Origin of the sequence: Micromonospora sp. NPDC002296 (genome assembly GCF_040296145.1) — a bacterium.
Classification (GTDB): Bacteria; Actinomycetota; Actinomycetes; order Mycobacteriales; family Micromonosporaceae; genus Micromonospora.
This window is the reverse complement of the sequence record NZ_JBEOWQ010000006.1, coordinates 130722-154584: the sequence shown is the minus strand read 5'-3', so window position 1 is coordinate 154584 and position 23863 is coordinate 130722. Positions and strand designations below refer to the sequence as shown.

23 protein-coding genes are annotated in these 23863 nt (G+C 74.1%); 11 read left to right on the top strand and 12 right to left on the bottom strand.

From position 1 onward, the window contains the following. Positions 1 to 53: 53 nt before the first annotated feature. The gene (qcrC, locus tag ABT023_RS07730; protein ID WP_350882825.1) at positions 54 to 890 is read right to left on the bottom strand and encodes a cytochrome bc1 complex diheme cytochrome c subunit; all 837 of its coding nucleotides are present in this window, start codon (positions 888 to 890) and stop codon (positions 54 to 56) included. A gap of 72 nt (positions 891 to 962) precedes the next feature. After that, positions 963 to 1562: an aa3-type cytochrome oxidase subunit III gene (gene ctaE, locus ABT023_RS07725; RefSeq protein ID WP_350882823.1), complete on the bottom strand. Its 600-nt coding sequence runs from the start codon at positions 1560 to 1562 to the stop codon at positions 963 to 965. A gap of 126 nt (positions 1563 to 1688) precedes the next feature. On the opposite strand from ctaE, the gene ABT023_RS07720 reads away from it, so the two are divergent. The 4 genes from ABT023_RS07720 to ABT023_RS07705 all read left to right on the top strand — a co-directional run bounded on the left by ABT023_RS07720 (position 1689) and on the right by ABT023_RS07705 (position 4704). Next, positions 1689 to 2639, top strand: coding sequence for a cytochrome c oxidase assembly protein (locus ABT023_RS07720; protein WP_502890615.1), 951 nt, complete (start codon positions 1689 to 1691; stop codon positions 2637 to 2639). A gap of 105 nt (positions 2640 to 2744) precedes the next feature. Next, complete coding sequence (locus ABT023_RS07715) at positions 2745 to 3140, top strand: hypothetical protein (RefSeq protein WP_350882819.1); 396 nt, start codon at positions 2745 to 2747, stop codon at positions 3138 to 3140. Between the two features lie 100 nt (positions 3141 to 3240). Then, a complete protein-coding gene (gene trpD, locus ABT023_RS07710; RefSeq protein WP_350882817.1) occupies positions 3241 to 4287 on the top strand; it encodes an anthranilate phosphoribosyltransferase in 1047 nt (348 codons plus the stop codon). Positions 4288 to 4497: 210 nt separating this feature from the next. Continuing rightward, the gene (locus tag ABT023_RS07705) at positions 4498 to 4704 is read left to right on the top strand and encodes a hypothetical protein (RefSeq protein WP_350882815.1); all 207 of its coding nucleotides are present in this window, start codon (positions 4498 to 4500) and stop codon (positions 4702 to 4704) included. Between the two features lie 146 nt (positions 4705 to 4850). Here ABT023_RS07705 and ABT023_RS07700 read toward each other — a convergent pair whose 3' ends face one another. Beyond that, the gene (locus ABT023_RS07700; protein WP_350882813.1) at positions 4851 to 5279 is read right to left on the bottom strand and encodes a cytochrome c oxidase subunit 4; all 429 of its coding nucleotides are present in this window, start codon (positions 5277 to 5279) and stop codon (positions 4851 to 4853) included. A gap of 10 nt (positions 5280 to 5289) precedes the next feature. Further along, positions 5290 to 6261, bottom strand: coding sequence for an aa3-type cytochrome oxidase subunit II (gene ctaC, locus ABT023_RS07695; protein WP_350882811.1), 972 nt, complete (start codon positions 6259 to 6261; stop codon positions 5290 to 5292). A gap of 169 nt (positions 6262 to 6430) precedes the next feature. Here ctaC and ABT023_RS07690 point away from each other — a divergent pair, with 169 nt between their 5' ends. Together ABT023_RS07690 and ABT023_RS07685 are read left to right on the top strand one after the other, a co-directional pair. Beyond that, positions 6431 to 7582, top strand: a complete 1152-nt coding sequence (locus tag ABT023_RS07690; RefSeq protein WP_350882809.1) for a cysteine desulfurase family protein — start codon at positions 6431 to 6433, stop codon at positions 7580 to 7582. Positions 7583 to 7596: 14 nt separating this feature from the next. After that, positions 7597 to 7824: a sulfurtransferase TusA family protein gene (locus ABT023_RS07685; RefSeq protein WP_350882934.1), complete on the top strand. Its 228-nt coding sequence runs from the start codon at positions 7597 to 7599 to the stop codon at positions 7822 to 7824. Between the two features lie 132 nt (positions 7825 to 7956). Here the strand turns inward: ABT023_RS07685 and ABT023_RS07680 are convergent, their stop codons facing one another. The 3 genes from ABT023_RS07680 to ABT023_RS07670 all read right to left on the bottom strand — a co-directional run bounded on the left by ABT023_RS07680 (position 7957) and on the right by ABT023_RS07670 (position 10931). Continuing rightward, positions 7957 to 8934: a carbohydrate kinase family protein gene (locus ABT023_RS07680; protein ID WP_350882807.1), complete on the bottom strand. Its 978-nt coding sequence runs from the start codon at positions 8932 to 8934 to the stop codon at positions 7957 to 7959. A gap of 273 nt (positions 8935 to 9207) precedes the next feature. Then, positions 9208 to 9579: an iron-sulfur cluster insertion protein ErpA gene (gene erpA / locus ABT023_RS07675; RefSeq protein ID WP_350882805.1), complete on the bottom strand. Its 372-nt coding sequence runs from the start codon at positions 9577 to 9579 to the stop codon at positions 9208 to 9210. A 215-nt stretch (positions 9580 to 9794) separates the two neighbouring features. Continuing rightward, positions 9795 to 10931 (bottom strand): glycerate kinase family protein, encoded by a 1137-nt coding sequence (locus ABT023_RS07670; protein ID WP_350882803.1) that lies wholly within the window; start codon positions 10929 to 10931, stop codon positions 9795 to 9797. 91 nt (positions 10932 to 11022) lie between these two features. Between ABT023_RS07670 and nadA the strand changes: the two genes are divergently transcribed. The 3 genes from nadA to ABT023_RS07655 all read left to right on the top strand — a co-directional run bounded on the left by nadA (position 11023) and on the right by ABT023_RS07655 (position 14496). After that, positions 11023 to 12219, top strand: a complete 1197-nt coding sequence (nadA, locus tag ABT023_RS07665; RefSeq protein ID WP_350882801.1) for a quinolinate synthase NadA — start codon at positions 11023 to 11025, stop codon at positions 12217 to 12219. Between the two features lie 213 nt (positions 12220 to 12432). Then, positions 12433 to 13788: a UDP-N-acetylglucosamine 1-carboxyvinyltransferase gene (murA, locus tag ABT023_RS07660; protein ID WP_350882799.1), complete on the top strand. Its 1356-nt coding sequence runs from the start codon at positions 12433 to 12435 to the stop codon at positions 13786 to 13788. A 102-nt stretch (positions 13789 to 13890) separates the two neighbouring features. Continuing rightward, positions 13891 to 14496 carry a DUF3043 domain-containing protein gene (locus tag ABT023_RS07655; protein ID WP_350882797.1) on the top strand — a complete coding sequence of 202 codons (606 nt, stop codon included), beginning with the start codon at positions 13891 to 13893 and terminating at the stop codon, positions 14494 to 14496. Positions 14497 to 14518: 22 nt separating this feature from the next. On the opposite strand, the gene ABT023_RS07650 is transcribed toward ABT023_RS07655, so the two are convergent. The 5 genes from ABT023_RS07650 to ABT023_RS07630 all read right to left on the bottom strand — a co-directional run bounded on the left by ABT023_RS07650 (position 14519) and on the right by ABT023_RS07630 (position 20817). Beyond that, positions 14519 to 15511: an ABC transporter ATP-binding protein gene (locus ABT023_RS07650; RefSeq protein ID WP_350882795.1), complete on the bottom strand. Its 993-nt coding sequence runs from the start codon at positions 15509 to 15511 to the stop codon at positions 14519 to 14521. Then, positions 15508 to 16365 (bottom strand): ABC transporter permease, encoded by an 858-nt coding sequence (locus ABT023_RS07645; protein WP_502890613.1) that lies wholly within the window; start codon positions 16363 to 16365, stop codon positions 15508 to 15510. Before ABT023_RS07645 ends, ABT023_RS07650 begins: the two co-directional genes overlap by 4 nt. Then, positions 16358 to 17209 (bottom strand): ABC transporter permease, encoded by an 852-nt coding sequence (locus ABT023_RS07640; protein WP_502890612.1) that lies wholly within the window; start codon positions 17207 to 17209, stop codon positions 16358 to 16360. Before ABT023_RS07640 ends, ABT023_RS07645 begins: the two co-directional genes overlap by 8 nt. Before the next feature lie 1892 nt (positions 17210 to 19101). Next, a complete protein-coding gene (locus ABT023_RS07635) occupies positions 19102 to 19422 on the bottom strand; it encodes a hypothetical protein (RefSeq protein WP_350882791.1) in 321 nt (106 codons plus the stop codon). Between the two features lie 609 nt (positions 19423 to 20031). Next, complete coding sequence (locus tag ABT023_RS07630) at positions 20032 to 20817, bottom strand: hypothetical protein (protein WP_350882789.1); 786 nt, start codon at positions 20815 to 20817, stop codon at positions 20032 to 20034. Between the two features lie 330 nt (positions 20818 to 21147). On the opposite strand from ABT023_RS07630, the gene ABT023_RS07625 reads away from it, so the two are divergent. Both ABT023_RS07625 and ABT023_RS07620 read left to right on the top strand, forming a co-directional pair. Then, complete coding sequence (locus tag ABT023_RS07625; protein WP_502890614.1) at positions 21148 to 22791, top strand: WG repeat-containing protein; 1644 nt, start codon at positions 21148 to 21150, stop codon at positions 22789 to 22791. A 62-nt stretch (positions 22792 to 22853) separates the two neighbouring features. Continuing rightward, entirely contained in the window at positions 22854 to 23852 is a 999-nt protein-coding gene (locus ABT023_RS07620; RefSeq protein ID WP_350882785.1) for an aldo/keto reductase family protein, read from the top strand. The last annotated feature ends 11 nt before the right edge of the window (positions 23853 to 23863 follow it).

The following is a 23863-nucleotide window of genomic DNA, read 5'->3' as shown; positions in this document are numbered from 1 at the left end:
ACGGGCGGTGCCGGGCTGCGGCACCACAGCGCTGAATCGAATGATCCGCTCGGTCACGACTTGCCCGCGATCCACAGGCTGGCGAAGACGAGCGCGACGATGCCGACCAGGAAGATCGCCAGGCCCTCGGTGGACGGCCCGTACCGACCGAGGTTGAAGCCGCCCTGATCCTGGTCGGACTTCAGGGTGCCCTGGATGTAGGCGATGATGTCCGCCTTCTGCTCCGGGGTGATCTGGTTGTCCCCGAAGACCGGCATGTTCTGCGGGCCGCTCAGCATGGCGGCGTAGATCTGCCGGTCGGTGGCCGGCTGCAGGCTCGGCGCGTACTTGCCGGAGGACAGGGCGCCGCCGCCACCGCCGAAGGCGTGGCACTGCGAGCAGTTGATCCGGAACAGCTCACCGCCGGTCGCCAGGTTGGCGCCCTCGCGCAGGTCGCCCTCGGGCACCTGCGGGCCGCCGCCGAGCTCCTGGACGTACTGGCCGAGCTGGCGGACCTCCTCGTCGGTGAACACCGGCGGCTTGCGCATGGCCTGCGCCTCCTGGCGGGCCATCGGCATGCGGCCGGAGCTGACCTGGAACTCGACCGAGGCCGCACCGACCCCGACCAGGCTCGGGCCACGACCCTCGACGCCCTGCGCGTTGCGACCGTGGCAGGACACGCAGCTCACGTCGAACAGCGCCTTGCCCTCGGCGGCGGCGCCGGTGATCGGCGGGTTTTCCTGCGCCTGCACGCTGGGGGCGAAGACGGTGTAGGCGCCGCCGGCCAGCGTCAGCGCGGCGATCAGCCGGACCGCGGCGCCCAGCCGGCGGCGGCCCCTGCTGCGCGCTGCGGGCCGCTCGCCGCGCAGTCGCGCGAGCAGACCGCGTCGGCGGTCGTTGTCAGAAGTCATGACCTGTGTCCTTAACCGGTGGGACCTTGTCTCAGGGGACGGGGCAGCGGCGCGGTTCGTGACGCGCCAAGATCACTGAAGCCAGTAGATCATGGCGTAGAGGCCGATCCACACGACATCGACGAAGTGCCAGTAGTACGACACGACGATCGCCGACGTGGCCTGGGCCGGGGTGAACCGGCCCATGGTCGTGCGGACCATGAAGATGATGAAGGCGATCAGACCACCGGTCACGTGCAGGCCGTGGAAGCCGGTGGTCAGGTAGAACATCGACCCGTACCCGTCCGCGTTGATCTTCACCCCCTCGTGGACGAGGGTCCGGTACTCGTTCACCTGACCGAGCACGAAGATCAGACCCATCACGAAGGTGATGGTGAACCAACGCCGGAGGGCGTGGACGTCACCCTTCTCGGCGGCGAACACACCGAGCTGGCAGGTCACCGAGGACAACACCAGGATCACCGTGAAGGTGGTCGCGTACGGGATGTTCAGGTGCTCGGTGTGCTTCGCCCACTGCTCCGGCGCTGCCGCACGGATGGAGAAGTACATCGCGAACAGCGCCGCGAAGAACATGAGTTCGCTGGAGAGCCACACGATCGTCCCGACGCTGACCATGTTGGGCCGTGTCAGAGAGTGGATCCGGCTCTTGTCAATGGCTGGGGCCGCAGTCACGCGGTCATTATTGCCCCTGACCACGGCAGGCGATCAGCGGGGGGCCAAATCGGTGGCACGGGTGGCCCGATCGTGGGGGTCCGGTTCGCCTGGCCTAGCCTGAAAAGCGTGCTGCACGTCGATTCGATCTTCGCCGCCGCCTCGGCGGTCGCCGCGCCGTCGGCCGTCGCGGCCGGCGGCGACCCGATTCCGCCGCCGTTCACCGTGGCCCGGGTGTTCACCGAGACCCGGCTGGACAGCTGGCTGGCCCTCGGGCTGGTGCTCGCCGCCGGGCTGTACCTCTACGGGGTGCACCGGCTCCGGCTGCGCGGGGACCGCTGGCCGGTCGCCCGCACGGTGTTCTTCCTCGGCCCGGGCCTCGGCGGGATCGCCGCAGTCACGGTCAGCGGCCTGCACGCGTACGACACCGCGCTGCTGTCGGTGCACATGGTGCAGCACATGGTGCTGTCGATGGTCTCGCCCATCTTCCTGGCCCTCGGCGCCCCGATCACCCTGGCCCTGCGCACCCTGCCGGTCCGGCCGCGCAAGCGGCTGCTGGCGATCGTGCACAGCCGGATCGCCCGGATCTACAGCTTCCCGCTGGTGGCGTTCGCCATCTTCGTGGTGAACCCCTTCGCGCTCTACTTCACCGACCTGTACCGCTACACCCTCGAACACGCCTGGGCGCACGAGGTGGTGCACGCGCACTTCATCATGACCGGCTGCGTGTTCTTCTGGCCGCTGCTCGGGCTGGACCCGCTGCCCGGCCGGTGGCCGTACCCGGGCCGGGCGCTGCTCATGGTGCTGTCGGTGCCCTTCCACACCGTGCTCGGGCTCACGATCATGCAGAGCACCACGCTCTTCGGCGGCGACTGGTACCCGTCGCTCAACCTGACCTGGTCGAACCCCTGGGACGACCAGGTCGTCGCCGGTGGGGTCCTGTGGGCCGGCGGCGAGTTCGTCAGTGTGACGATGCTCGCGGTGCTGGTGGTGCAGTGGATTCGCCAGTCCGAGCGGGAGGCCCGCCGGCTCGACCGCGAGCTGGACCGCCAGGAGGCCCACCAGCGCGCCGCGGAGGCGGCGGAAACAACATCCTGACCTGCCCTTTCCGGTACGCCGACCGCGCCGCGTGGGCGCGAGGTCGACGGGCCGGCGGCGGCGGGTACGATCAGCGCGCAGCTACGAGGTGGGAGCCAGCCAGCGATGAGCGATCGTCTTTGCACCGTCCTGCTCTACAGCGACGACCCGCAGGTCCGTGACCGGATGCGGCTGGCCGTCGGCACCCGGCCCGCCCCCGGGCTGCAGATCGAGTTCGTCGACGCGTCCGACTACGCCGGGTGCATCCGGCTGGTCGACGAGTACGAGATCGACCTGATGCTGCTCGACGGCGAGGCGAGCCCCGGTGGCGGCCTCGGCATCGCCCGGCAGATCAAGGACGACCGGGACGACGCCCCCCCGACCTGCCTGGTGATCGCCCGCGCCGCCGACCGCTGGCTGGCCGCGTACGCCCAGGTCGACGCCACCCTGGTGCACCCGCTCGACCCGGTGACCACCGGCACCACCGTGGCCGAGCTGCTGCGCAGCCACGCCCCGGCCTGAGCCACCGCGGCCGGGCGCCACCGGCGACGCCCGGCCCGACTCGCGGCCCTCACCGGTCGCACCCCGTTTCCGCACCCCACGCCCGATCGGGAGGCCCGTCATGGGCGAACGGACCTGGCCGCACCTGATCTCCGCGCTGCTGGGCGGCGAGGAACTCTCCACCGCGGACACCGCCTGGGCGATGGGCGAGATCATGGCCGGCTCGGCGGGTTCGGCGCAGATCGCCGGCTTCGCCGTCGCGCTGCGGGCCAAGGGCGAGACCCCGGCCGAGCTGGCCGGGCTGGTCGAGGCGATGCTCGGCGAGGCGGTGCCCGTCGAGCTGCCGGAGGAGCTGCGGGCGTCCGCGCTCGACGTGGTCGGCACCGGCGGTGACCTCGCCCACACCGTGAACATCTCCACCATGGCCGCCCTCGTGGTGGCCGGCACCGGGGTCCGGGTGGTCAAGCACGGCAATCGGGCCGCCTCATCCCTGTGCGGCACGGCCGACCTGCTGGAGTTCCTGGGCCTGCCGCTGGACCTGTCCCCCGAGGGGGTGGCCCGGTGCGTGGCCGAGGCCGGCATCGGCTTCTGCTTCGCCGGCCGGTTCCACCCGGGCATGCGGCACACCGGCCCGACCCGGCGCGAGCTGGGCGTGCCCACCTTCTTCAACTTCCTCGGCCCGCTGACCAACCCGGCCCGGCCCCGGTCCGGCGCGGTCGGCTGCTTCGACCTGCGGATGGCACCGGTGATGGCGGCCGTCTTCGCCGGTCGGGGCGACTCGGTGCTGGTGCTGCGGGGCGAGGACGGCCTCGACGAGTTCACCACCGCCGCGCCCACCCGGGTCTGGGTGGCCCAGGCGGGCACCGTCAGGGAGGCCCTGGTGGACGCCACCGACCTCGGGGTGCCCCGGTCCACCCTCGCCGAGCTGCGGGGCGGGGACGCGGCGTACAACGCCGGCGTGGCCCGGCGGCTGCTGGCCGGCGAGACCGGCCCGGTGCGGGACGCGGTGCTCGTCAACGCCGCCGCCGCGCTGGCCACCCAGGGCCCGCTCGACGGCGACCTGGTCGAGGCGCTGCGCGCCGGGATGGCCAGGGCCGCCGAGTCGATCGACTCCGGCGCCGCCGCCGCCTCGCTGGACCGCTGGATCGAGATCGCCCGCTCCGCCTGACCACCGGCGGCCGGACCGGGCGAGGCACCGGCGGACGTGTCGGACCCCCGTGGGAAACTACATCCGAGTAATTTTCCGCGCCCGTTCCGGCCCCGACTGCCGGCCGGGCCCGCCGGCACCACGCCGGCCGACGTCCCCCGTGGGTCCCCGGTCAGCCGCCCGGCGGCACCGCGCGACCACGACGGCGTCCAGCGACGAGAGGAGACGCCCGTGTCGGACCGCGAGCTCTACTGCGACACCTGCGAGGGCGTGCAGCCGTTCGAGGCGCCACCCTGCGCCGACGGCCACGGGGCCGACTGCCCGGATCTGGCCTGCACCCGCTGCGGCGCGGCCGTGGTGATCGGCACGTTCACCTTCCCGGCCGACCAGCCCGCCGGCCGCCGCCACCACCGCGCGCCGCGGCACCGCGCGGCCTGACCGGCCCGACCCCGGCGCCGCGCGCCCCGCCATCGCGTCGGCGTGCTACCCGACCTGCGCGCGCACTCCGCCCGCGATCCCTTCGGACGCACGGAAGCCCGCGCCCCCTTCGGGGTCGCGGGCTTCCGGAAGTGCCGGGTCGCCGGTCAGTGCTCGGCGGTGCGGCGGGTTCCGGTGTAGTACTCGAAGAGCAGGCCGCAGGCGGCGAAGATGACGGACACCAGGCCCAGGCCGATCAGCCAGAACTGCCAGAACGCCAGACCGAGACCGGCGATCGCGGCGGACAATGCCAGCCCCAACGGCCAGTAGCTGCCCGGGCTGAAGAAGCCGATCTCGCCGGCGCCGTCGGCGATCTCGCCGTCCGGCCGGTCCTCCGGCCGCAGGTCGATGCGGCGGGAGACGAACCAGAAGAAGCCACCACACATCGCGCACAGCAGGAACGACAGCAGCAGCGCGACGGTGCCGATCCACTCGACGTGTCCGCCGGAGTCGCCGTACGTCCAGGCGCCGTAGAGGACCGTCACGCCGAAGAGGAACCCGGCGATGATCAGGAAGATACGCCACTCGGTCTTCATGCCCGCTCCCTCAGCTTCCCGCGCCGGCGGCAACGTCGTCCGGGTTGAAGTTGGCCGTGCCGCGCCGCGTGTCGAACGGCCGCGTGGTGGAGGCGTACGGGTCCTCACCGATCGCGGTGAGCGCCTCCTGCGTCGACTTGCCGTCCCGCTTCGCGGCCAGGAACTGGTCGTACTTCTCCGGAGAGACCACCCGCAGCTCGAAGTTCATGAACGCGTGGTAGGTGCCGCACAGCTCGGCGCAGCGACCGACGTACGCGCCCTCGGCGTCGAGGCTGGAGACCTCGAAGACGTTGCGGATGTTGCCCGGCATGACGTCCCGCTTGAACAGCATCTCCGGCACCCAGAAGGAGTGGACGACGTCCTTGCTGGTCTCCTCGAACCGGATGGACCGGTCGGTCGGCAGGACCAGGATCGGGATGACCTCGCTGGTGCCGAGCACCGACGCCACGGTGTTCGCGTCCTTGCCCTGGCCGTCGCGGTAGTTGAACTGCCAGTTCCACTTGAAGGCGACGACCTCGACCGTGATGTCCGGGTTCTTCGTCGTCTTCACCACGTCGGTCTGCACGACCGCCGTGTAGTAGAAGAGCACCGACACGATCAGGATCGGGGCGATCGTGTAGAGGAACTCCATCGGCATGTTGTAGCGGGTCTGCACCGGCAGCTCGTTGCCCCGCTTCCGGTAGCGCACCACGCACCAGAAGATCAGGCCCCAGACGAACACGCCGACCGCGAGCGCCGCGATGCAGGACGCGATCCACAGGTCGTACATCCGGTGCGACTCGGGCGTGATGCCGCCCTGAGGCCAGCCGAAGCCGCCGAACGTCTTGCCGACGTCGCAACCCGTGAGCAGGACCAGCAGGGCCGCGCCGCCGAGGCCGAGCCCGGCGAGCCGGCCAGCACCACGCCGCCGGCCTCCACCCGCTCCCGGAGAAGCGCTGTGCCGTACGGCGGACGGCCGTACCTCCGAACTCCTTGCGACCACCTGGTCCTGCCTCCCTAGCGCGCCGCGGTGGTTGTTGTCCCCGTACCTGCGGCAAAGGCGTCACCGACGGTCGCAGATTACTCGACCATGACGGGCCTGACCGTGTTGGGGTCACTGTCCGCCCCCATCGGGGGGATCTTGGGCATACCGGCGCGATAGCGTCGGGGCCGTGAGCGCACCCCCTGTCTACCTGGACGCGGCCACCGCCGCGCCGCTGCATCCGGTTGCCCGGCAGGCCCTGCTGGCCGCCCTCGACGACGGCTGGGCCGATCCGGCCAGGCTCTACGCGCAGGCCCGCCGGGCCCGGCAGTTGCTCGACGCCGCCCGCGAGGCCGCCGCGGCCACCCTCGGTGTCCGCGCCGACGAGCTGTCCTTCACCCCGAGCGGTACGACCGCGGCGCACTCGGCCGTGCTCGGCGGCCTGGCCGGGCGGCGCCGGGCGGGCGGGACCCTGGTGCACTCGGCGATCGAGCACTCGGCCGTGCTGCACGCCGCCGAGCGGCACGTCGCCGCGGGCGGCACGGCGACCTCCGTGCCGGTGGACCGGCTCGGCCGGATCGACCCGGCCACCTGGTCGGCTGCGGTCGCCGCCCCGGGGGTGGCCCTCGCCGCCCTGATCGGGGCCAGTCACGAGGTGGGCACGGTGCAGCCGGTGACCGAGGCCGCCGCCGCGTGCGCCGCCGCCGGGGTGCCGCTGTACGTCGACGCGGCCCAGATCGTCGGGCGGGCCCCGGTGCCGGGCGGCTGGTCGGTGCTGACCGCCAGCGCGCACAAGTGGGGCGGCCCGCCCGGCGTCGGGCTGCTGGTGGTGCGCAAGGGGACCCGGTGGGAGTCGCCGTGGCCGGCCGACGAGCGGGAGTCGGGGCGTACCCCCGGGGTGGTGAACCTGCCCGCGGTGGTGGCGGCGGCGGCGAGCCTGCGCGCGGCGGCGGCCGACGCGGCGGCCGAGGCGGCCCGGCTGGCTCCGCTGGTGGACCTCGTCCGGGCCCGGGTGGCGGCCGAGGTGCCGGACGTGGAGGTGGTCGGCGACGCGGTCGACCGGCTCCCCCACCTGGTCACCTTCTCCTGCCTGTACGTCGACGGCGAGGCGCTGCTGCACGCGCTGGACCGCCGGGGGTTCGCGGTCTCCTCGGGCTCGTCCTGCACGTCGTCGACGCTGCGCCCGTCGCACGTGCTGGAGGCGATGGGGGTGCTCTCGCACGGCAACGTGCGGGTGTCGCTGCACCGGGAGACGACCGGGGCGGACGTCGAGCGGTTCCTCGCCGAGCTGCCCGGGATCGTCGCGGAGCTGCGCGCCGAGGCGGGAGTGGTGGGGCTGTGACCGGGCCGGACGGGGTGACCGGGCCGGACGGGGTGCTGGACTGTCGGGGGCAGCGCTGCCCGCTGCCGGTGATCGGGCTGGCCCGACGGCTGCCGGAGCTGCCGGTCGGCGCGGTGCTGCGGGTGCTCGCCGACGATCCGGCGGCGGCCGTCGACATCCCCGCCTGGTGCCGGATGCGCGGCCAGGAGTTCGTCGCCGCCCACCCCGAGGGCCCCGGTTACGACGTCCGCCGCACCCACTGACTCACTCGTCGATCCAGATCAGGCGCAGCCGCCGGGCGTGGAGCACTACGGAATCTGTCGATCGTTTGCGCCTGACCGGCACCAGCCTCGGCGTGTCGCGCCGGTCAGGCGCAAACGATCACCGCGTACTCCCTACGGGAGCAGGTGCGGGCGGACGTCGTCGGCGGCGACGTCGCCGTACGACTCGGCGAGCCGCTTGACGAACAGGTCGTGGCGCACCTCGTACTCCTGGGTGCCGACGGTCTCCAGCACCAGGGTGGCCAGCAGGGAGCCGACCTGGGCGGACCGCTCCAGACCCAGGCCCCAGGAGAGCCCGGCGAAGAATCCGGCCCGGAAGCCGTCCCCGACGCCGGTGGGGTCGACCGCCCTCGTCTCCCGGGCGATCGGCACGTGGATGGTGTCGAAGTCCCGGCCGGCGATCTCCGCGCCGTTGCTGCCCAGCGTGGTCACCCGGACCTTCACCCGGTCCAGCAGCTGCGCGTCGGTGAGGCCGGCCTTGCTCTGCAGCAGCGACTTCTCGTACTCGTTGGTCATCAGGAACTCGGCGCCGTCGATCAGGCCCACCACGTCGTCGCCGCCCATCCGGGCAAGCTGCTGGGACGGGTCGGCGACGAAGGCGTACCCACGATCACGGCACTCGGCGGAGTGCCGCAGCATCGCCGCCGGGTCGTTGGCGCCGACCAGCACGAGGTCGAGCCCGCCGAGCCGCTTCGCGACCGGGGCCAGCTCGATGTTGCGTGCCTCGCTCATCGCGCCCGCGTAGAAGGAGGCGATCTGGCACATGTCGGTGTCGGTGGTGCAGACGAACCGGGCGGTGTGTGCCACCTCGCTGACGTGCACCGAGTCGCAGTCGACGCCGTGCCGCTCCAGCCAGGAACGGTAGTCGGCGAAGTCTGCGCCGACCGCGCCGAGCAGGATCGGGCTCAGGCCCAGCTGGGCCATGCCGAAGGCGATGTTGGCGGCAACCCCGCCGCGGCGCAGCACCAGGTCGTCCACGAGAAAGGACAGCGAGACCTTGTCGAGCTGGTCGGCGATGAGCTGGTCGGCGAACCGGCCCGGGAAGCTCATCAGGTGGTCGGTCGCGATCGAGCCGGTCACGGCGATCTTCATGTCAACCCTCGCGGTCGGGAGCACGGCGCGGGTCAGCCTACCGGGCCGTCCGGTGTCGTGGTCCTGGGTCGAGAGCGATCGTTCACGTTCCGGTTGACCCCGTGTCGCCGGTCGGCCGGCCGGCGTTCGCCGGGGAGCGGATCCGCACTGGTCGGCCCACCGTGACGACACCCGTGGTCGGCTACGGACGGTGAAGCCGTCCCGCAAAAAGGACAGCGGGGCCACCCCCGGGTCGGGGGTGGCCCCGCGCCGCATCGGCCGAGGGGCGTCGACTCAGCTGAACGAGTCGCCGCAGGCGCAGGAGCTACCCGCGTTCGGGTTGTCGATGGTGAAGCCCTGGGCGTCGATCCGGTCGGCGAAGTCGATGGTGGCGCCGGACAGGTAGGGGGCGCTCATCCGGTCGACGACGACCTCGACACCGTCGTAGTCGGTGACGACGTCCCCGTCGAGCGAGCGCTCGTCGAAGAAGAGCTGGTAACGCAGGCCGGAGCAACCGCCCGGCTGCACCGCCACCCGGAGCCGCAGGTCGTCACGGCCCTCCTGCTCGATCAGGGCCTTGACCTTCTGCGCGGCGACGTCGGTGAGGACGACGGAAGTAGGGGCCTCGGTCGACTCGGTCGACTCGGTCTGCGCTGGCGTGGTCACGTGGAAATCTCCCTGCGCGGTCTGGGTCTGGACGCACTGGCCAACGTCTCGCGTCGTCCAGTGATTCCCGATGTGGTCGCAGACTCGATGGTACGCCGCCCCGGCCGGGGCCACCGGTCGACGTGACCCCGGCCCCGCACAACCGCCGGTCCGTCCTAGGAGGATAGGTGAAAGCGGGGGGCCGGGTCGTCAGCCGCCCGGTGTCCGGCCGGCGCTCAGCGGCTCCACTGGCGGGCCAGGCGGGCGCCGAGCTGACGCAGCCCCTCCGCCGGGCGGCTGAGCGCCGCCTCCAGCCCGCCGCGCGCCTCCCCGCCGAAGTGCTCCACCAGGCTGTACGCGTCGGTGACCCCGGCCGAGGCGGCCTCGCGCCGCCCGGTGCTCACCTGTCCTGCCAGCACCACGCAGGGCACCCCCCGGTCCCGGGCGGCCCCGGCCACCCCGGCTACGACCTTGCCGCGCAGCGACTGGTGGTCGAAGGAGCCCTCGCCGGTGACCACCAGGTCCACCGCGTCGAGCGCGGCGGACAGCCCGATGGCCTCGGTGACCAGGCCGATGCCGGACTCGCACCGGCCGCCGAGAGCCAGGATCGCCGCGCCGAGGCCGCCGGCCGCGCCGCCGCCGGGCAGCGCGCCGAGGCCCGCCGGGCAGCCGGGCAGGTGCCGCTCCAGCACGCCGGCGAAGCGCTCCAGCGCGGCGTCGAGCAGCAGCACGTCGGAGCGGGTCGCGCCCTTCTGCGGGCCGTAGACGCTGCTGGCGCCGTGCAGCCCGAGCAGCGGGTTGTCCACGTCGGTGGCGGCGACCAGGGTGGCGCCGCGTAGCCGGGGCGCGCCGTCCAGCCCGGCGATCCCGGCCAGCGCAGCCCCGCCGTACGGCAGGGCCCGGCCGGCCTCGTCGAGCGCGGTGACGCCGAGCGCGGTGAGCAGGCCGGCCCCGCCGTCGTTGGTGCCCGAACCGCCGAGCCCGATCACCACCGTCCGGGCGCCGTGCTCCACGGCGGCGGTGACCAGCGCGCCGAGCCCGTACGAGGTGGTGGCCTTCGGGTCGCGCTCGGCGGCGGCGAGCAGGTGCAGGCCGCAGGCCTGGGCGCTCTCCAGGTACGCCGTGCCGTCGTCGGTGAGCAGGATCTCACCGTCGGCCGGCCGGCCGAGCGGGTCGACGGTCGGCACCGGCACCCGACGCCCGCCGAGCGCCTCGGCGAGGACGGCCACGAAGCCGGGCCCACCGTCGGCGAGCGGGCGGATGAGCAGGTCGTCCCCGTCGGCCACCTCCCGCCAGCCCTCGGCCACCGCCGCGGCGACCTCCTGAGCCGGCAGCGTGCCGGCGAACTTGTCGGGACAAAGCAGCACACGCATGGCGAGCAGTGTGGCAGGGCACTTCGGGGCGAGACAGTGTGGCAGCCCACACCGCCACGAGCCCCCTTCCCGGCTGTGGAACCATGAGGGCGTGACTTCGACGTGGGCGGAACCCTCGAACACCGCAACGGCCCTGCTGCTGCTCGGCCGCGGGGGCGACCCCGCCACCGAGCGTGGTGTGGAGTGTCCGGGCGACCTGCCGGCACCCAGCGATCCCGACCTGGTGGCCCGGGCGGCGGCAGCGAAGGCGGCGCTGGGCGACAGCGTCTTCGTGCTGGGCCACCACTACCAGCGCGACGAGGTGATCCAGTTCGCCGACGTGACCGGCGACTCGTTCAAGCTCGCCCGCGAGGCGGCGGCCCGGCCGGACGCGGAGTACATCGTCTTCTGCGGCGTGCACTTCATGGCCGAGAGCGCCGACATCCTCACCACCGGCAGCCAGAAGGTGATCCTGCCCGACCTGGCCGCCGGTTGCTCGATGGCGGACATGGCGGTGCTGTCCCAGGTCGAGACCGCCTGGGACGTGCTGACCGAGCTGGGCGTGGCGCAGGACACCGTCCCGGTGACGTACATGAACTCCTCGGCCGACATCAAGGGCTTCGTCGGCCGCAACGGCGGCGTGGTCTGCACCTCGTCCAACGCCAAGCGGGCGCTGGACTGGGCGTACGGGCGGGGGTCGAAGGTGCTGTTCCTGCCCGACCAGCACCTGGGCCGCAACACCGCCGTGCTGGAGATGGGCTTCTCGCTCGACGACTGCGTGCTCTACGACCCGCACAAGCCGAACGGCGGGCTCACCGCCGAGCAGCTCCGCGACGCGAAGATGATCCTGTGGCGCGGGCACTGCTCGGTGCACGGCCGGTTCACGCTGGACAGCGTCAACGACGTCCGCGAGCGGGTGCCGGGGGTGAACGTGCTGGTGCACCCGGAGTGCCGGCACGAGGTGGTCAACGCCGCCGACTTCGTGGGGTCGACGGAGTACATCATCAGGGCCGTCGAGGCCGCCCCGGCCGGATCGGCGTGGGCGATCGGCACCGAGCTGAACCTGGTGCGCCGGCTGGCGCTGGCCCACCCGGACAAGCAGATCATGTTCCTGGACAAGGCGGTCTGCTACTGCTCGACGATGAACCGGATCGATTTGCCGCACCTGGTGTGGGCGCTGGAGGAGCTGGTGGCCGGCCGGGTGGTGAACCAGATCACGGTGGACCCGGACACCGCGCACCACGCCCGGGTGGCGCTGGACCAGATGCTGGCCCTCCCCGCCGCCGACCCCGAAGCACGGACAACCTGATCACCCTGAGTGACACTCGGGGTGCGTTTGCGCACGTGACAACCCGTTTCGTGCCCTCCGGGGCGATGTGACCCCATCCAAGCCGGTCACCGAGGGCTATGCTGCCGGGGCGACGACACGCGCGGGCCCGTTTACCGCCGGCCGCACCGCGGGTACCACTGACAACTCCCGCAACACCACAAACACGGCAGCACCGACGCGCTGGAGGTTGCGTTGACCGATGACGTCCTGGTCGTACACGGAGGTACTCCGCTCGAAGGGCGGATCCGCGTGCGCGGCGCGAAGAACCTGGTTTCCAAGGCGATGGTCGCCGCCCTGCTGGGCGACAGCCCCAGCCGCCTGTTCGACGTGCCGCGCATCCGCGACGTCGAGGTGGTCCGCGGGCTGCTCGGCCTGCACGGGGTCAAGGTCACCGACGGCGCGGAGATCGGTGAGCTGGTCTTCGACCCGGCCAACGTCGAGAGCGCCAGCACCGACCAGATCAACGTGCACGCCGGCTCCAGCCGCATCCCGATCCTGTTCTGCGGGCCGCTGCTGCACCGGCTCGGCCACGCGTTCATCCCGGACCTGGGCGGCTGCCACATCGGGCCGCGCCCGATCGACTTCCACCTCCAGGCGCTGCGCGAGTTCGGCGCCACGGTCGAGAAGACCCCGGAGGGGCTGCACCTGTCCGCCCCGAACGGGCTGCACGGCACCAAGTTCGCCCTGCCGTACCCGAGCGTCGGCGCGACCGAGCAGGTGCTGCTCACCGCCGTGATGGCCGAGGGCGTCACCGAGCTGCGCAACGCCGCGGTCGAGCCGGAGATCATCGACCTGATCTGCATCCTGCAGAAGATGGGCGCGATCATCAAGGTGCACACCGACCGGGTGATCGAGATCCAGGGCGTGCCGAAGCTGCACGGCTACACCCACCGGCCGATCCCGGACCGGATCGAGGCGGCGAGCTGGGCGGCGGCGGCGCTGGCCACCCGCGGCCACGTCGAGGTGCTCGGCGCGCAGCAGGCCGACATGATGACCTTCCTGAACATCTTCCGTTCGGTCGGCGGCGAGTACGAGGTGACCGACTCCCGGCCGCCGAAGCTGGGCGACCCGGGCCAGGAGGGCGGCATCCGGTTCTGGCACCCGGGCGGCGAGCTGAACGCCGTGGCGCTGGAGACCGACGTGCACCCCGGCTTCATGACCGACTGGCAGCAGCCCCTCGTCGTGGCGCTGACCCAGGCCCGGGGCCTGTCGATCGTCCACGAGACGGTGTACGAGCAGCGGCTCGGCTACACCGAGGCGCTGAACACGATGGGCGCCAACATCCAGGTCTACCGCGACTGCCTCGGCGGCACCCCGTGCCGGTTCGGCCGGCGCAACTTCAAGCACTCCGCGGTGATCGCCGGCCCGAGCAAGCTGCACGCGGCCGACCTGGTCATCCCGGACCTGCGCGCCGGGTTCAGCCACCTGATCGCCGCGCTCGCCGCCGAGGGCACCTCCCGGGTGTACGGCGTCGACCTGATCAACCGGGGCTACGAGGACTTCGAGGCCAAGCTGGCCGACCTGGGCGCCCACGTCGAGCGGCCGTAACGCCGCTCGCGGCGGGGGCCGCCGGTAACCTCGCTCACTGCCTGACCGCGCCCGGTGCACCGCGATGTGCACCGGGCGCGGGCGGGTGGCTACCCTTTCCTCGTGCCGTCGCTGTTTCGCCGCAAGTCCTCCGACCTCGTCGACGAGTCCGTCACCTCGGTGACGCCCGACGAGGCGTCCGCGCCCGCCCGCCGCAGCTACACCCCGAGCAAGAAGGAGCTGGGGCGGGAGACGCCGAAGCGGCCCGTCGCCGGCCGCAGGCCGGCCGGCCCGACCAAGCCGCTGAGCAAGGAGGAGGCCCGGGAGCGGCGGCGGCGGTTGCGCGCCGAGTCGTCGGCCGAGTTCCGCCGCGAGGGCGGCCCCCGCGACCGGGGCCCGGTGAAGCTGCTGGCCCGCAACGTGGTCGACTCCCGCCGTACGATCGGCACCTGGTTCTTCGGCGGGGCGCTGATCGTGCTGCTCGGCTCGAACCAGGCGATGCCGCCGATCGTCCGGCTGATCTCGAACATCCTCTGGGGCGTGCTCGCCCTCGGCGTGGTGATCGACTCGATCCTGATCAGCCGCAAGATCAAGAAGCTGGTCCAGGCCCGCTTCCCGAACAGCGGTGAGCGGATGGGCTCGCTCTACCTGTACGCGATCATGCGGTCGATCACCTTCCGCCGGATGCGCGCACCGGAGCCCCGGGTCAAGGTCGGCGACCCGGTCTGACCCGCGCCTGCCCGGGCGGCCGTCACGAGGCCGCCCCGGAAGCGTCGACGAGGGGCCCCTCCCCCCGGCCGTAGAGGCGGGCGACGACCTCCTCGATGTCCGGCTCGACGATCGAGATGTCGCGCAGGGTGGCCAGCCCGGCCAGGGCGGCCACCACCTCGGCGGCACCCGTCGACTCCAGCGCGAAGACCAGCCGGTGCCCGTCCGCCTCGACCCGGCGCAGCGGGGCGCCGGGCAGCTCCGGCGGCTCCGGCAGGGCCGCGTCCAGATCGGCGACGACGAGGCGGCGCGAGCCGTACCGGTCGTGCAGGGCGGCGATCGTGCCGTCGTGCACCACCCGGCCGTGGTCGATCACCACGAGCCGCCGGCACAGCCGCTCGATGTCGGCCAGGTCGTGGGTGGTGAGCACCAGGGTGGTGTCGCCGGCCCGGCCCAGCTCGCCCAGGAAGCCCCGGACCGCCTGCTTGCTCACCACGTCCAGCCCGATGGTCGGCTCGTCGAGGAAGAGCACCTCCGGGCCGTGCAGCAGGGCGGCGGTCAGCTCGCCGCGCATCCGCTGGCCCAGGGAGAGCTGCCGGACCGGGGTGTCCAGGAAGCCGTCCAGGTCGAGCAGGTCGCGGCAGCGGCGCAGCCGGGCGGCGTGCGCGTCGGCCGGCACCCGGTAGACGTGCCGCAGCAGGTCGAACGAGTCGCCCAGCGGCAGGTCCCACCAGAGCTGGGAGCGCTGGCCGAAGACCACGCCGATGCGCAACGCCAGCCGGGTGCGCTCGGGCACCGGGCGCAGGCCGCAGACGCGCACCTCGCCGGAGCTGGGGGTGAGCACGCCGGTGAGCATCTTCAGGGTGGTGGACTTGCCGGCGCCGTTCGGGCCGATGTAGCCCAGCATCTCGCCCCGCTCGACGAGCAGGTCGACCCCGTCGACCGCGCCGACGGTGCGCTTCTCGCGGCGCAGCCGCCCCGCCTTCACCCGGACCGTGAACTCCTTGCGCAGGTTGCGTGCCTCGATGACGCTCATGACCCCGTACTCCGGTAGTGGCGGACCCCGACGCGCCAGGCAATGGCGGCGAGCGCGGCGGCGACCAGCGCGACCGCCGGGGCGGCCCAGCCGGCCCAGGCCGGCAGGCCGAGCGGGTCGGCGCGGCCGAGCAGCGCCAGCGCCGGCTGGTAGCTGACGAAGGCGAACCCCAGCCCGTACGCGAAGGCCGCCCGGAACCAGCCGTCGTAGACGGTGGCCGGGTACGACGTGAAGTCCTTGCCGCCGTAGGTGATCGAGTTGGCCAGCTCCCCCGACTCCGTCCAGTAGAACGAGACGGTGGCGGTGGCCACGAAGACCGACCCGAAGAAGACCACCCCGGCCAGCGGGGCGAGGACCACGAGCGCCGCCCGGCCCGGGGTCCAGTCGATGCCCGCCGAGCCGACCGCCACCACCAGCACTCCCAGGCCGAAGACCACCCGGGACACCTTGCGCAGCGGCAGATCCATCAGCAGGAGCTGGGGCAGCGCGCCGAGCGGACGCAGCAGCACGGCGTCGAACAGGCCGGTACGCACGTACCGGGGCAGCCGCTCGACGTTGCCGACGAGCAGGTCGGCGATGGCGAACGCGGCGGTGGAGAGCCCGACCATGACCAGCGCCTCGCGGAGGGTGAACCCGCCCAGCTCCCGGGTGACCCCGAAGATCACCAGCACGGTCACCACGTCGAAGACCGTGGCTCCGACGTTGCCGACCAGGTCCACCACGAACGACGTCCGGTAGGCGGCCTGGGACCGCGCCTGCGCCCCGAGCAGCGCCCGGTACGCGGCCAGCCGGCCGGACGGGCGCCGAGGGCTCCCCGGTGGCCGCTGCCGGGGCAGGACGACCGGCTCAGCCACCCTGCACCACCAGCCGGCCCTCGGCGCGACGCTGCACCAGCCGACACAGCGCCAGGACCGCGACCGCCCAGCCGACCTGCACCGCGACCAACCCGACCTGGGTGGCCGTCTGGTCCCGCTCGACCAGCACGTCGAGCGGGGTCTGCAACAGGCTCGGGAACGGGGTGCCGAACTGCAACGCCAGGTAGAACGCGTCGGGCAGGAAGGGCAGCGGGAAGTAGAGCCCGGCGAGCACGCCCGAGGCGAGCGTCCAGAGGATCTGCGGCCCCCGGACGTCGTCGAGCCAGTACGCGGTGGCGTTGACCAGGAACCGGCAGCCGAAGGAGATCACCACCGCGAGCAGCACGGAGACGGCGAACAGCGGCACGGTCGGCCAGCGGGCGGGCAGGTGCACGTCGAAGAAGATCGGGCCCACCACGATCGGCGGCAGCAGCCGGGACACGCCGGCCCAGCCCGCCCGGCCCAGGTCGGTGGCGAGGTAGCTGGTCACCGGGTGGACCGGCCGCAGCAGGTCGCTGGCCACCTCACCGGTGCGGATCCGGTCGGCCAGGTCGGTCCAGCTCCAGAACAGGACCACCGCCAGCAGGCCCTGCCCGGCCCAGACGAAGGTGGCGAGCTGCTCCCGGTCGTAGCCTGCGGCGCTGCCAGCCGCCCCGGCCACGGCGAGGAGGACGTAGCAGCGCAGGAACCCGAAGACGGTGTTGGTGACGGCACCGGCCACCGCCGCCTGGCGGTACGTGGCGTATCGTCGGAATCCCGATCCCGCTATGGCACTGAATGTCCGAAACCATAGGATAATGTTTGACTCGGTGGGCGGTGCCGCAGTGGCGGTGACAGAGCCCACGCCGTTACCCTCCTTCCGCAGCCACGCCATGCCGGACCGGGCGACTTTACCGGCGGGCGGGGCGCCCAGCGCGACAATTTCCAACGAGGTGACATCGCCGTGAGCGAGCGACGCGAGCCGGGCGCCGGGGCTCGCCACGCGAGCGGCGACGAGGCCTTGCGATGAGCGGCGACTTCTACGACCGCTGGCGCGACCCGGTCGAACCGTCCTGGGTCTTCGAGCCGACCTCGGAGTGGCAGCCGCAGTTCCCGGGGCAGCGCTACCCCGGCGACATCGGGCTGCGGAACCTGCGACGCCTGCCGCCCCAGCACCGTGGCCGGGCCACCGTCGTCGGCCGGGCCGAGGCGCAGCCGTTCAGCCCCGACGCCGGACCGGTGAGCCCGGCGCCGGGTGGGCGCGACGGGACGTACCCCCGGGAGGCCCCCGCCCCGGACGGCCACGCCCGGCGCGGTGGGGACGACCGCCGCGCGGGTCCGGCCGAACCGCGCCGGCCCGACGCGCGCCCGGCCTGGGCCGGCCCGGCCCGGGACCACGCCACCCCCGTCGACGAGCGCCGGGGCCGCGACGAGCGGGATCCCGACCGGCCCGGCCGCGACGAGCGCGAACAGGCGTGGCGCCCGCGGGGGGCCAGGGCCGCGGAACACGACGAGCGCGGGTACGGCCTGCGGGGCGGGGACCGCCGGCCCGAGACGACGGACCACGACCGGTCCGGCCGCCGGAGCCGCGACGGCAGCGGGTGGGGCCCCGACCAGCACCCGGCGGACCGGGGGCCGGTCGAGGCGTACCCGCTGCGGCCCGATGCGGACCTGCCCGCGCGCCACGAGCCGCGCCGGCCCGAGTGGACGGTGGATCGCGGCCCGACGGCCGGCTGGCACGGTGACCGGTACGACCAGCGGCACCTGGCCGGCCCAGGCCGGCGGACTCCCCCGTCCGAGCCGGCGGCGCCGGTGTCCCCCGCGCACCGGCAGGAGCCGGGGTGGCTGCCCGAGCCCGAGGAGCGCCGTCACCGCTCCTACGACCGGACGACCGGCGACCGAAGCGGTTCCGAGCGGCCCGGACCCGACCTGCCCCGACCCGACCGACCCGGACCGGACCGACCCGGACCGGACCGACCCGGCCGGCCGGAAAGTCACCGGCCCAGCCTGGACCGCGACGGCCGCCCGAGCCCGGAGCGCGACGGCCGGGCCAGCCAGGAGCGCGACGGCCGGCCGAGCCAGGAGCGCGACGGCCGGCCGGGGCCGGACCGCGGCGGCTGGACGCCGTCGCCCGGAACCGGCCCCGCACGTCCCGTCGACGGGACGGTGCCCGAGCACGGGCGGCGGGATGCCGGTCGGCCCGGCGTCGGCCAGCCGGACGGCGGCCGACCCGCTGCCGGGATGCCGCACCGCCCCGTGGATCGGGACGGGCAACCGCACCGGGACGCCGGCCGGGAGGCCGCCTCGTGGGCGGAGCCGTACCGCCACCCGACCGGTCGGCCGGCGCCGGCCCGCGACGGCGGTCTGCCCTGGCCGGAGCCCGGTCCCCTACGGCCGGACCTGGGCCGGATGCCGGGCCCGGATCGGGAACCAGTGCGCCCCGGCGACGGTCCCCGCCCCGCCGCGAGCCCGACCGACCCGGCCCGCCCCGAGGCGCGGCCGATCGACGGCACGCGGCCGGTCGGCCGCGCGGAACGGGTCGACGGCACGCGACAGGACCCCTGGTTCGCGGACGCCTCCCGGGCCGACCTGCGCCGCCCGGACGCACCGATCGAAGGCCGGGCCGATGAACGATCCGCCACGGACCGGTACGGACGTCCTGCGCCGGTCGACCGGGACACCCCGTCGACCCGCGAGGACCGGCCCATTCCGCCCGCCCGCGACGAACGGCTCGCCCCGCCACCTCGCGACGAACGGCTAGCCCCGCCGCCGCGCGACGAACGGGGCACGCAGCCGCTCCGCGACGACCGGCGGTTCGCCGGGCACCCGCCCGAGGCCCCGGTCCGGCCCGTACCCGAAGGCGACCAGCCGGCCGCGCGCCGCCCCGGGCCGGACCCGATCCGGCCGGTCCGCCCGGCCTACCCGGTCCACCAGGTCCACCCGGACCGGCCGGCCGAGCGCCCAGGCACCGACCAGCCGCCCAGCGACGCGCCCCGGTTCGGCCCGCCGACGCACCGACCGGCTGCGCCGCACCGGCCACCGGTCGAGCCGGCCGCCGACGCATCGCACGACGAGCACCGCACCCCGCCCACGACCGACGCGCCGGTCTCGGCCGTTCCGGTTTCGGGCGCCCCGGTCTCGGGCGCCCCGGTCTCGGGCGCCCCGGTCTCGGGCGCCCCGGTCTCGGATTCGCCGGGGCCGGACCGGGCGGTGGCGGGTCCACCCGTGGCCGGACGGTCTGTTCCGGGGCGGCCCGTCTCGGGTCCTCCGAGCTATGGGCCGCCGCCGGCCGGGCCGCCGGCTCCCGGCGCGTTCGGTACCGAACGGCCGACACGCGGCATGCCGGTTGCGGGTGCCCCCGTGTCCGGCCCGCCGGTCTCCGGGCCACCCGCGCCGCCCGTCCCCGCCCAGCCGGTGGCGCCGGCGCCCGTCACGCGGGCGGCCACGGGCCCGACGTCCGTCGCGCCGGTGTCCGGGCCGCCGGCACCGGCGGTGTCCGAGCCGCCCAGCCGACCCACGCCGCCGGTACGGCCCGTCTCAGGGCCGCCCGGGGGCGTGGCGTCCGGTGCTCCGGTCGAGCCGGTCTCCGGGCCGCCAGCGCCCCGGCTTCGACTGGAGTTCCTGCCGGCCCCCGAGCCGGCCGAGCACGTATCCGCACCCGAACAGCGGGACGAACCGCTGGTGGGGTCAGCCCCGCCCGCCGGCACACCGACAGCGGCGGGCCCGGTGGACGCGGTGGCCGACGAGTCCGTACCGGTGGAGGTTGCCGGGCCGGTTCCGCCCACCCCGGCAGGTCGCCTTCCGGTCGCCGCCGGGGCACCCGTCGTGCCCGGCCCGGCGCCCGAGGCCGCGGAGCCGGACGCCGGTGTCGGGACGCCGGACCCGGGCGAGTTGTCGGCGCCCCTGCGAACCGAGGACGACAGCCCCGCCCAGCGCACGGAAGCACGGCCGGTTCCGCGCCGGGCGGAGCCCGACGCGGCGGCGACCGACCCGCTGCCTGTGGTCCCTGAGCCGTTGTCTGCGGTCCAGGCCGCCTCTGAGCCGCCGGTCGAGCCGGCTTCGGGCCCAGTCGATGCACACTCCGCAGAGCCGGACGCCAGCCCGACGGACGTCAACGGGGCGGACGACGACCGGCCGGATGCCATCGTCGGCTGCCCGGAGCCGCCGGCCGGTCCGCTGCCCGGAGCCGGGGACACCGGCCGCGCCGTGGACCTCAACGATGCTGCCGCCGTCGGCGTGGCCGCCGACAGCCCCGGGGTGGACGCCGACGGCACGGACGTCCACGGTCTCGTCGACGTCGACGGGCCGCTGGTCGGAGCCGTTGAGCCGCAGGTCCGGGTGGACGAACCGCACGTCGCTCCCGCCGAGGTGAGTGCCGCCGCCGAGGTGAGTGTCGCCGCCGACGAACCGCGCGTTGTCGCCGACGAGGCGAGTGGCGTCCCCGACGAGGCGAGTGCCGTCGCCGACGAACACGGGAGTCTCGCCGTCCGGGCCGTTGAGGAGACGTCGGCAAGCGAGCCGACCTCGCAGTCCCGGCAGGAGGCGCGGCCACCGGGCCGACAGCCGGTCGACGAGCCGCCGTCGGCCGCGACCGCCCCCGCGCCCGCACCGGACCACTCGGACGCCTGGTTCCGACCGAACAGGCCCGCACCGCCGACCCCCGAGCCGCCGGCCCCGGAGGCGGCCCGCCCGCCGGCCACGACGGCCACCTCGGGAACCTCGCCCGTCGCTGCGCCAACGGAGGAGGGACCGGCATCCGCGCCGAGGGGCGGGGCGGCGGCGGCACCGGTGTCGGCGCTACCGATGCCGGAGCAGCCGACACGGCCCGTCTCCGCGCCGCCGACACGGCCCGTCTCCATACCGCCGGCACGGCCCGTCTCGGGACCCCCCACGCGGCCCGTCTCGGGACCCCCCACGCGGCCCGTCTCGGGACCCCCCACGCGGCCCGTCTCGGGACCGCCGGTGCGGCCGGTCTCCGGGCTGCCGGCGTACCCCGTGTCGGGGGTGCCGGCGTACCCCGTCTCCGGGCCGCCCGGGCGGCCGGTGTCGCCCGCCACCCCGGGGTCCGCCCCCGGCGTGGGCGCGTGGGTCGGGCAGGACCGGCGAGGCGTCGCCCCGGCCGACGGGGCGGCCGTGGCGGCCGACCCGGAGCGGGCGCTCGCGGCGTTGCGGTGGCGCCTGCACCCGGAGACCCTGCGGGAGGAGACCGACGACCCGGGGCGGTTGCGTGCGGTACGGGACGGGCTGACCGCCAAGCTGGCCGTCGCCCTGGACAACCGGTCCCGGGCCCGGCTGCTCAGCCTGCGGGCCGTCACGTCCCGGATCCTCGGCGACCTCGACGACGCGCTCGACGACGCCCGGCTCGCCCTGACGTACGCCGAGACCACCGGCGAGTTGCGGCGGACCGCGCTGGCGCGGGCGCGGCTGGCCCACGTGCTGCGCTGGCGGGGCGAGTTCGCCGAGGCCGACCGGCTGTTCGCCGAGGCCAACTCGACCGAACTGCCCGACCGGCTGCGCGCGGCCCTGCACGAGCACGCCGGGCGGAGCAGCTTCGACCAGGGCCGGCTCATCGAGGCGTGTCACCACTTCGAGCGGGCGCTGGACCTGCACCGGGCGGCCGACGCCGAGCTGACCGGCCGGACCCGGGTGGCCCTCGACGCCGTCGCCGAGCGGGCCGGCCGGGACGGCTTCGGCCCGTACCCGCGCAGCCGGGACGAGATCCTGCGCACCGGCCGGCCGCCGGTGCCCACGTACGACGAGGACCTGGACCGGTGGGGGTACGCCGACGCCGACGGCAACCTGGTCGTCGGCACCGACTACGCCGAGGTGCAGCCGTTCCGCGAAGGGATGGCCTGGGTACGCCGCCCGGACGGCGCCCGCTGGGCGCTGATCGACGAGGCCGGGCGCACCCTGATCGAGGCGAACAACGGCTACCGCGCGGTCGGCTCGTTCTCCGACGGCCTGGCCTGGGTCTCGATGGACGGCACCGGCGACTGGATGGCGATCGACCCGTCCAACATCGTGGTGATCCCGCCGGGCTTCGACGACGTACGCCCGTTCCGGCACGGCGTGGCGGCGGTCCGGGCCGACGGCGGCTGGGGAGCCGTCGACCGGGCCGGCGTGGTGGTCGTGCCGACCCGGTACCACGGCCTCACCACGGCGCTCGCCGACGGCCGCTACGTCGACGGCTTCACCGACGAGGGCCTGGCCGTGGTGGAGCTGAACGGCCGACGCGGGGTGGTGGACCGCACCGGCCGGACGGTCGTGGCGCCGACGCACCCCGCGCTGGTCGTGCACCCGGTCGCGTTCCTGGTCGGCGACGACGCCGGCCGCTGGGGCGCGCTCGACCGGCGGGGCGAGCCGTTGCTCGACCCGGTGCACCCGAGCCGGGACCGGGTGGTGGAGCAGATCGACCGGCTCCTGGCCGACACCAGCCCGCTGCTGTGACCCGTGCCGGTGCGCCGGCCCGCCGGCCGGTGACCGTGATCCGACCGGGCTAGGGTCGGAGCATGAAATTCCGACACCTGGGCCGCTCGGGCCTGCTGGTCAGCGAGATCTCGTACGGCAACTGGATCACCCACGGCTCGCAGGTCGAGGAGGACGCGGCGACCGCCTGCGTCCGGGCCGCGCTGGAGACGGGCATCACCACCTTCGACACCGCCGACGTGTACGCCGGCACGAAGGCCGAGGAGGTGCTCGGACGGGCCCTCAAGGGCGAGCGCCGCGAGGGTCTGGAGATCTTCACCAAGGTCTACTGGCCGACCGGTCCGGGCCGCAACGACCGCGGCCTGTCCCGCAAGCACATCATGGAGTCGATCAACGGCTCGCTGCGCCGGTTGCAGACCGACTACGTGGACCTCTACCAGGCCCACCGGTACGACCACAGCACGCCGCTGGAGGAGACGATGGAGGCCTTCGCCGACGTCGTGCACTCCGGCAAGGCGCACTACATCGGCGTCTCCGAGTGGAAGGCGTCGGAGATCCGCGAGGCCCACCGGCTCGCCCGTGAGCTGCGCATCCCGCTGGTCTCCAACCAGCCGCAGTACTCGATCCTGTGGCGGGTCATCGAGACCGAGGTCGTCCCGACCAGCGAGGAGTTGGGCCTCGGGCAGATCGTCTGGTCGCCGATGGCCCAGGGCGTGCTCTCCGGCAAGTACCTGCCGGGCCAGCCGCCGCCGGCCGGCTCCCGGGCCACCGATGAGAAGTCCGGGGCCAGCTTCATCGCCAAGTTCCTCACCGACGACGTGCTGACCCGGGTGCAGCAGCTCAAGCCGCTGGCCGAACAGGCCGGGCTGACCATGCCGCAGCTCGCCATCGCCTGGGTGCTGCAGAACCCGAACGTCTCCTCGGCGATCATCGGCGCGTCCCGCCCGGAGCAGGTACGCGACAACGTCAAGGCGGCCGGAGTGAAGCTGGACGAGGGCCTGCTGAAGGCGATCGACGACATCTTCGACCCGATCGTCGAGCGCGACCCGGCGAAGACCCAGTCCCCGCCCCAGCGGCCGTGACCCTCGGGTCC

What these genes read in the sequence shown, in the direction of transcription:
- ABT023_RS07715 (WP_350882819.1), top strand. Translation starts at nt 2,745, where the DNA reads ATGAGCGATCGTCTTTGCACCGTCCTGCTCTACAGCGACGACCCGCAG.
- ABT023_RS07650 (WP_350882795.1), bottom strand. Translation starts at nt 15,511, where the DNA reads ATGAGCGTCATCGAGGCACGCAACCTGCGCAAGGAGTTCACGGTCCGG.
- ABT023_RS07700 (WP_350882813.1), bottom strand. Translation starts at nt 5,279, where the DNA reads ATGAAGACCGAGTGGCGTATCTTCCTGATCATCGCCGGGTTCCTCTTC.
- trpD (WP_350882817.1), top strand. Translation starts at nt 3,241, where the DNA reads ATGGGCGAACGGACCTGGCCGCACCTGATCTCCGCGCTGCTGGGCGGC.
- ABT023_RS07670 (WP_350882803.1), bottom strand. Translation starts at nt 10,931, where the DNA reads ATGCGTGTGCTGCTTTGTCCCGACAAGTTCGCCGGCACGCTGCCGGCT.
- ABT023_RS07620 (WP_350882785.1), top strand. Translation starts at nt 22,854, where the DNA reads ATGAAATTCCGACACCTGGGCCGCTCGGGCCTGCTGGTCAGCGAGATC.
- ABT023_RS07625 (WP_502890614.1), top strand. Translation starts at nt 21,148, where the DNA reads ATGCCGGAGCAGCCGACACGGCCCGTCTCCGCGCCGCCGACACGGCCC.
- ABT023_RS07680 (WP_350882807.1), bottom strand. Translation starts at nt 8,934, where the DNA reads ATGAAGATCGCCGTGACCGGCTCGATCGCGACCGACCACCTGATGAGC.
- qcrC (WP_350882825.1), bottom strand. Translation starts at nt 890, where the DNA reads ATGACTTCTGACAACGACCGCCGACGCGGTCTGCTCGCGCGACTGCGC.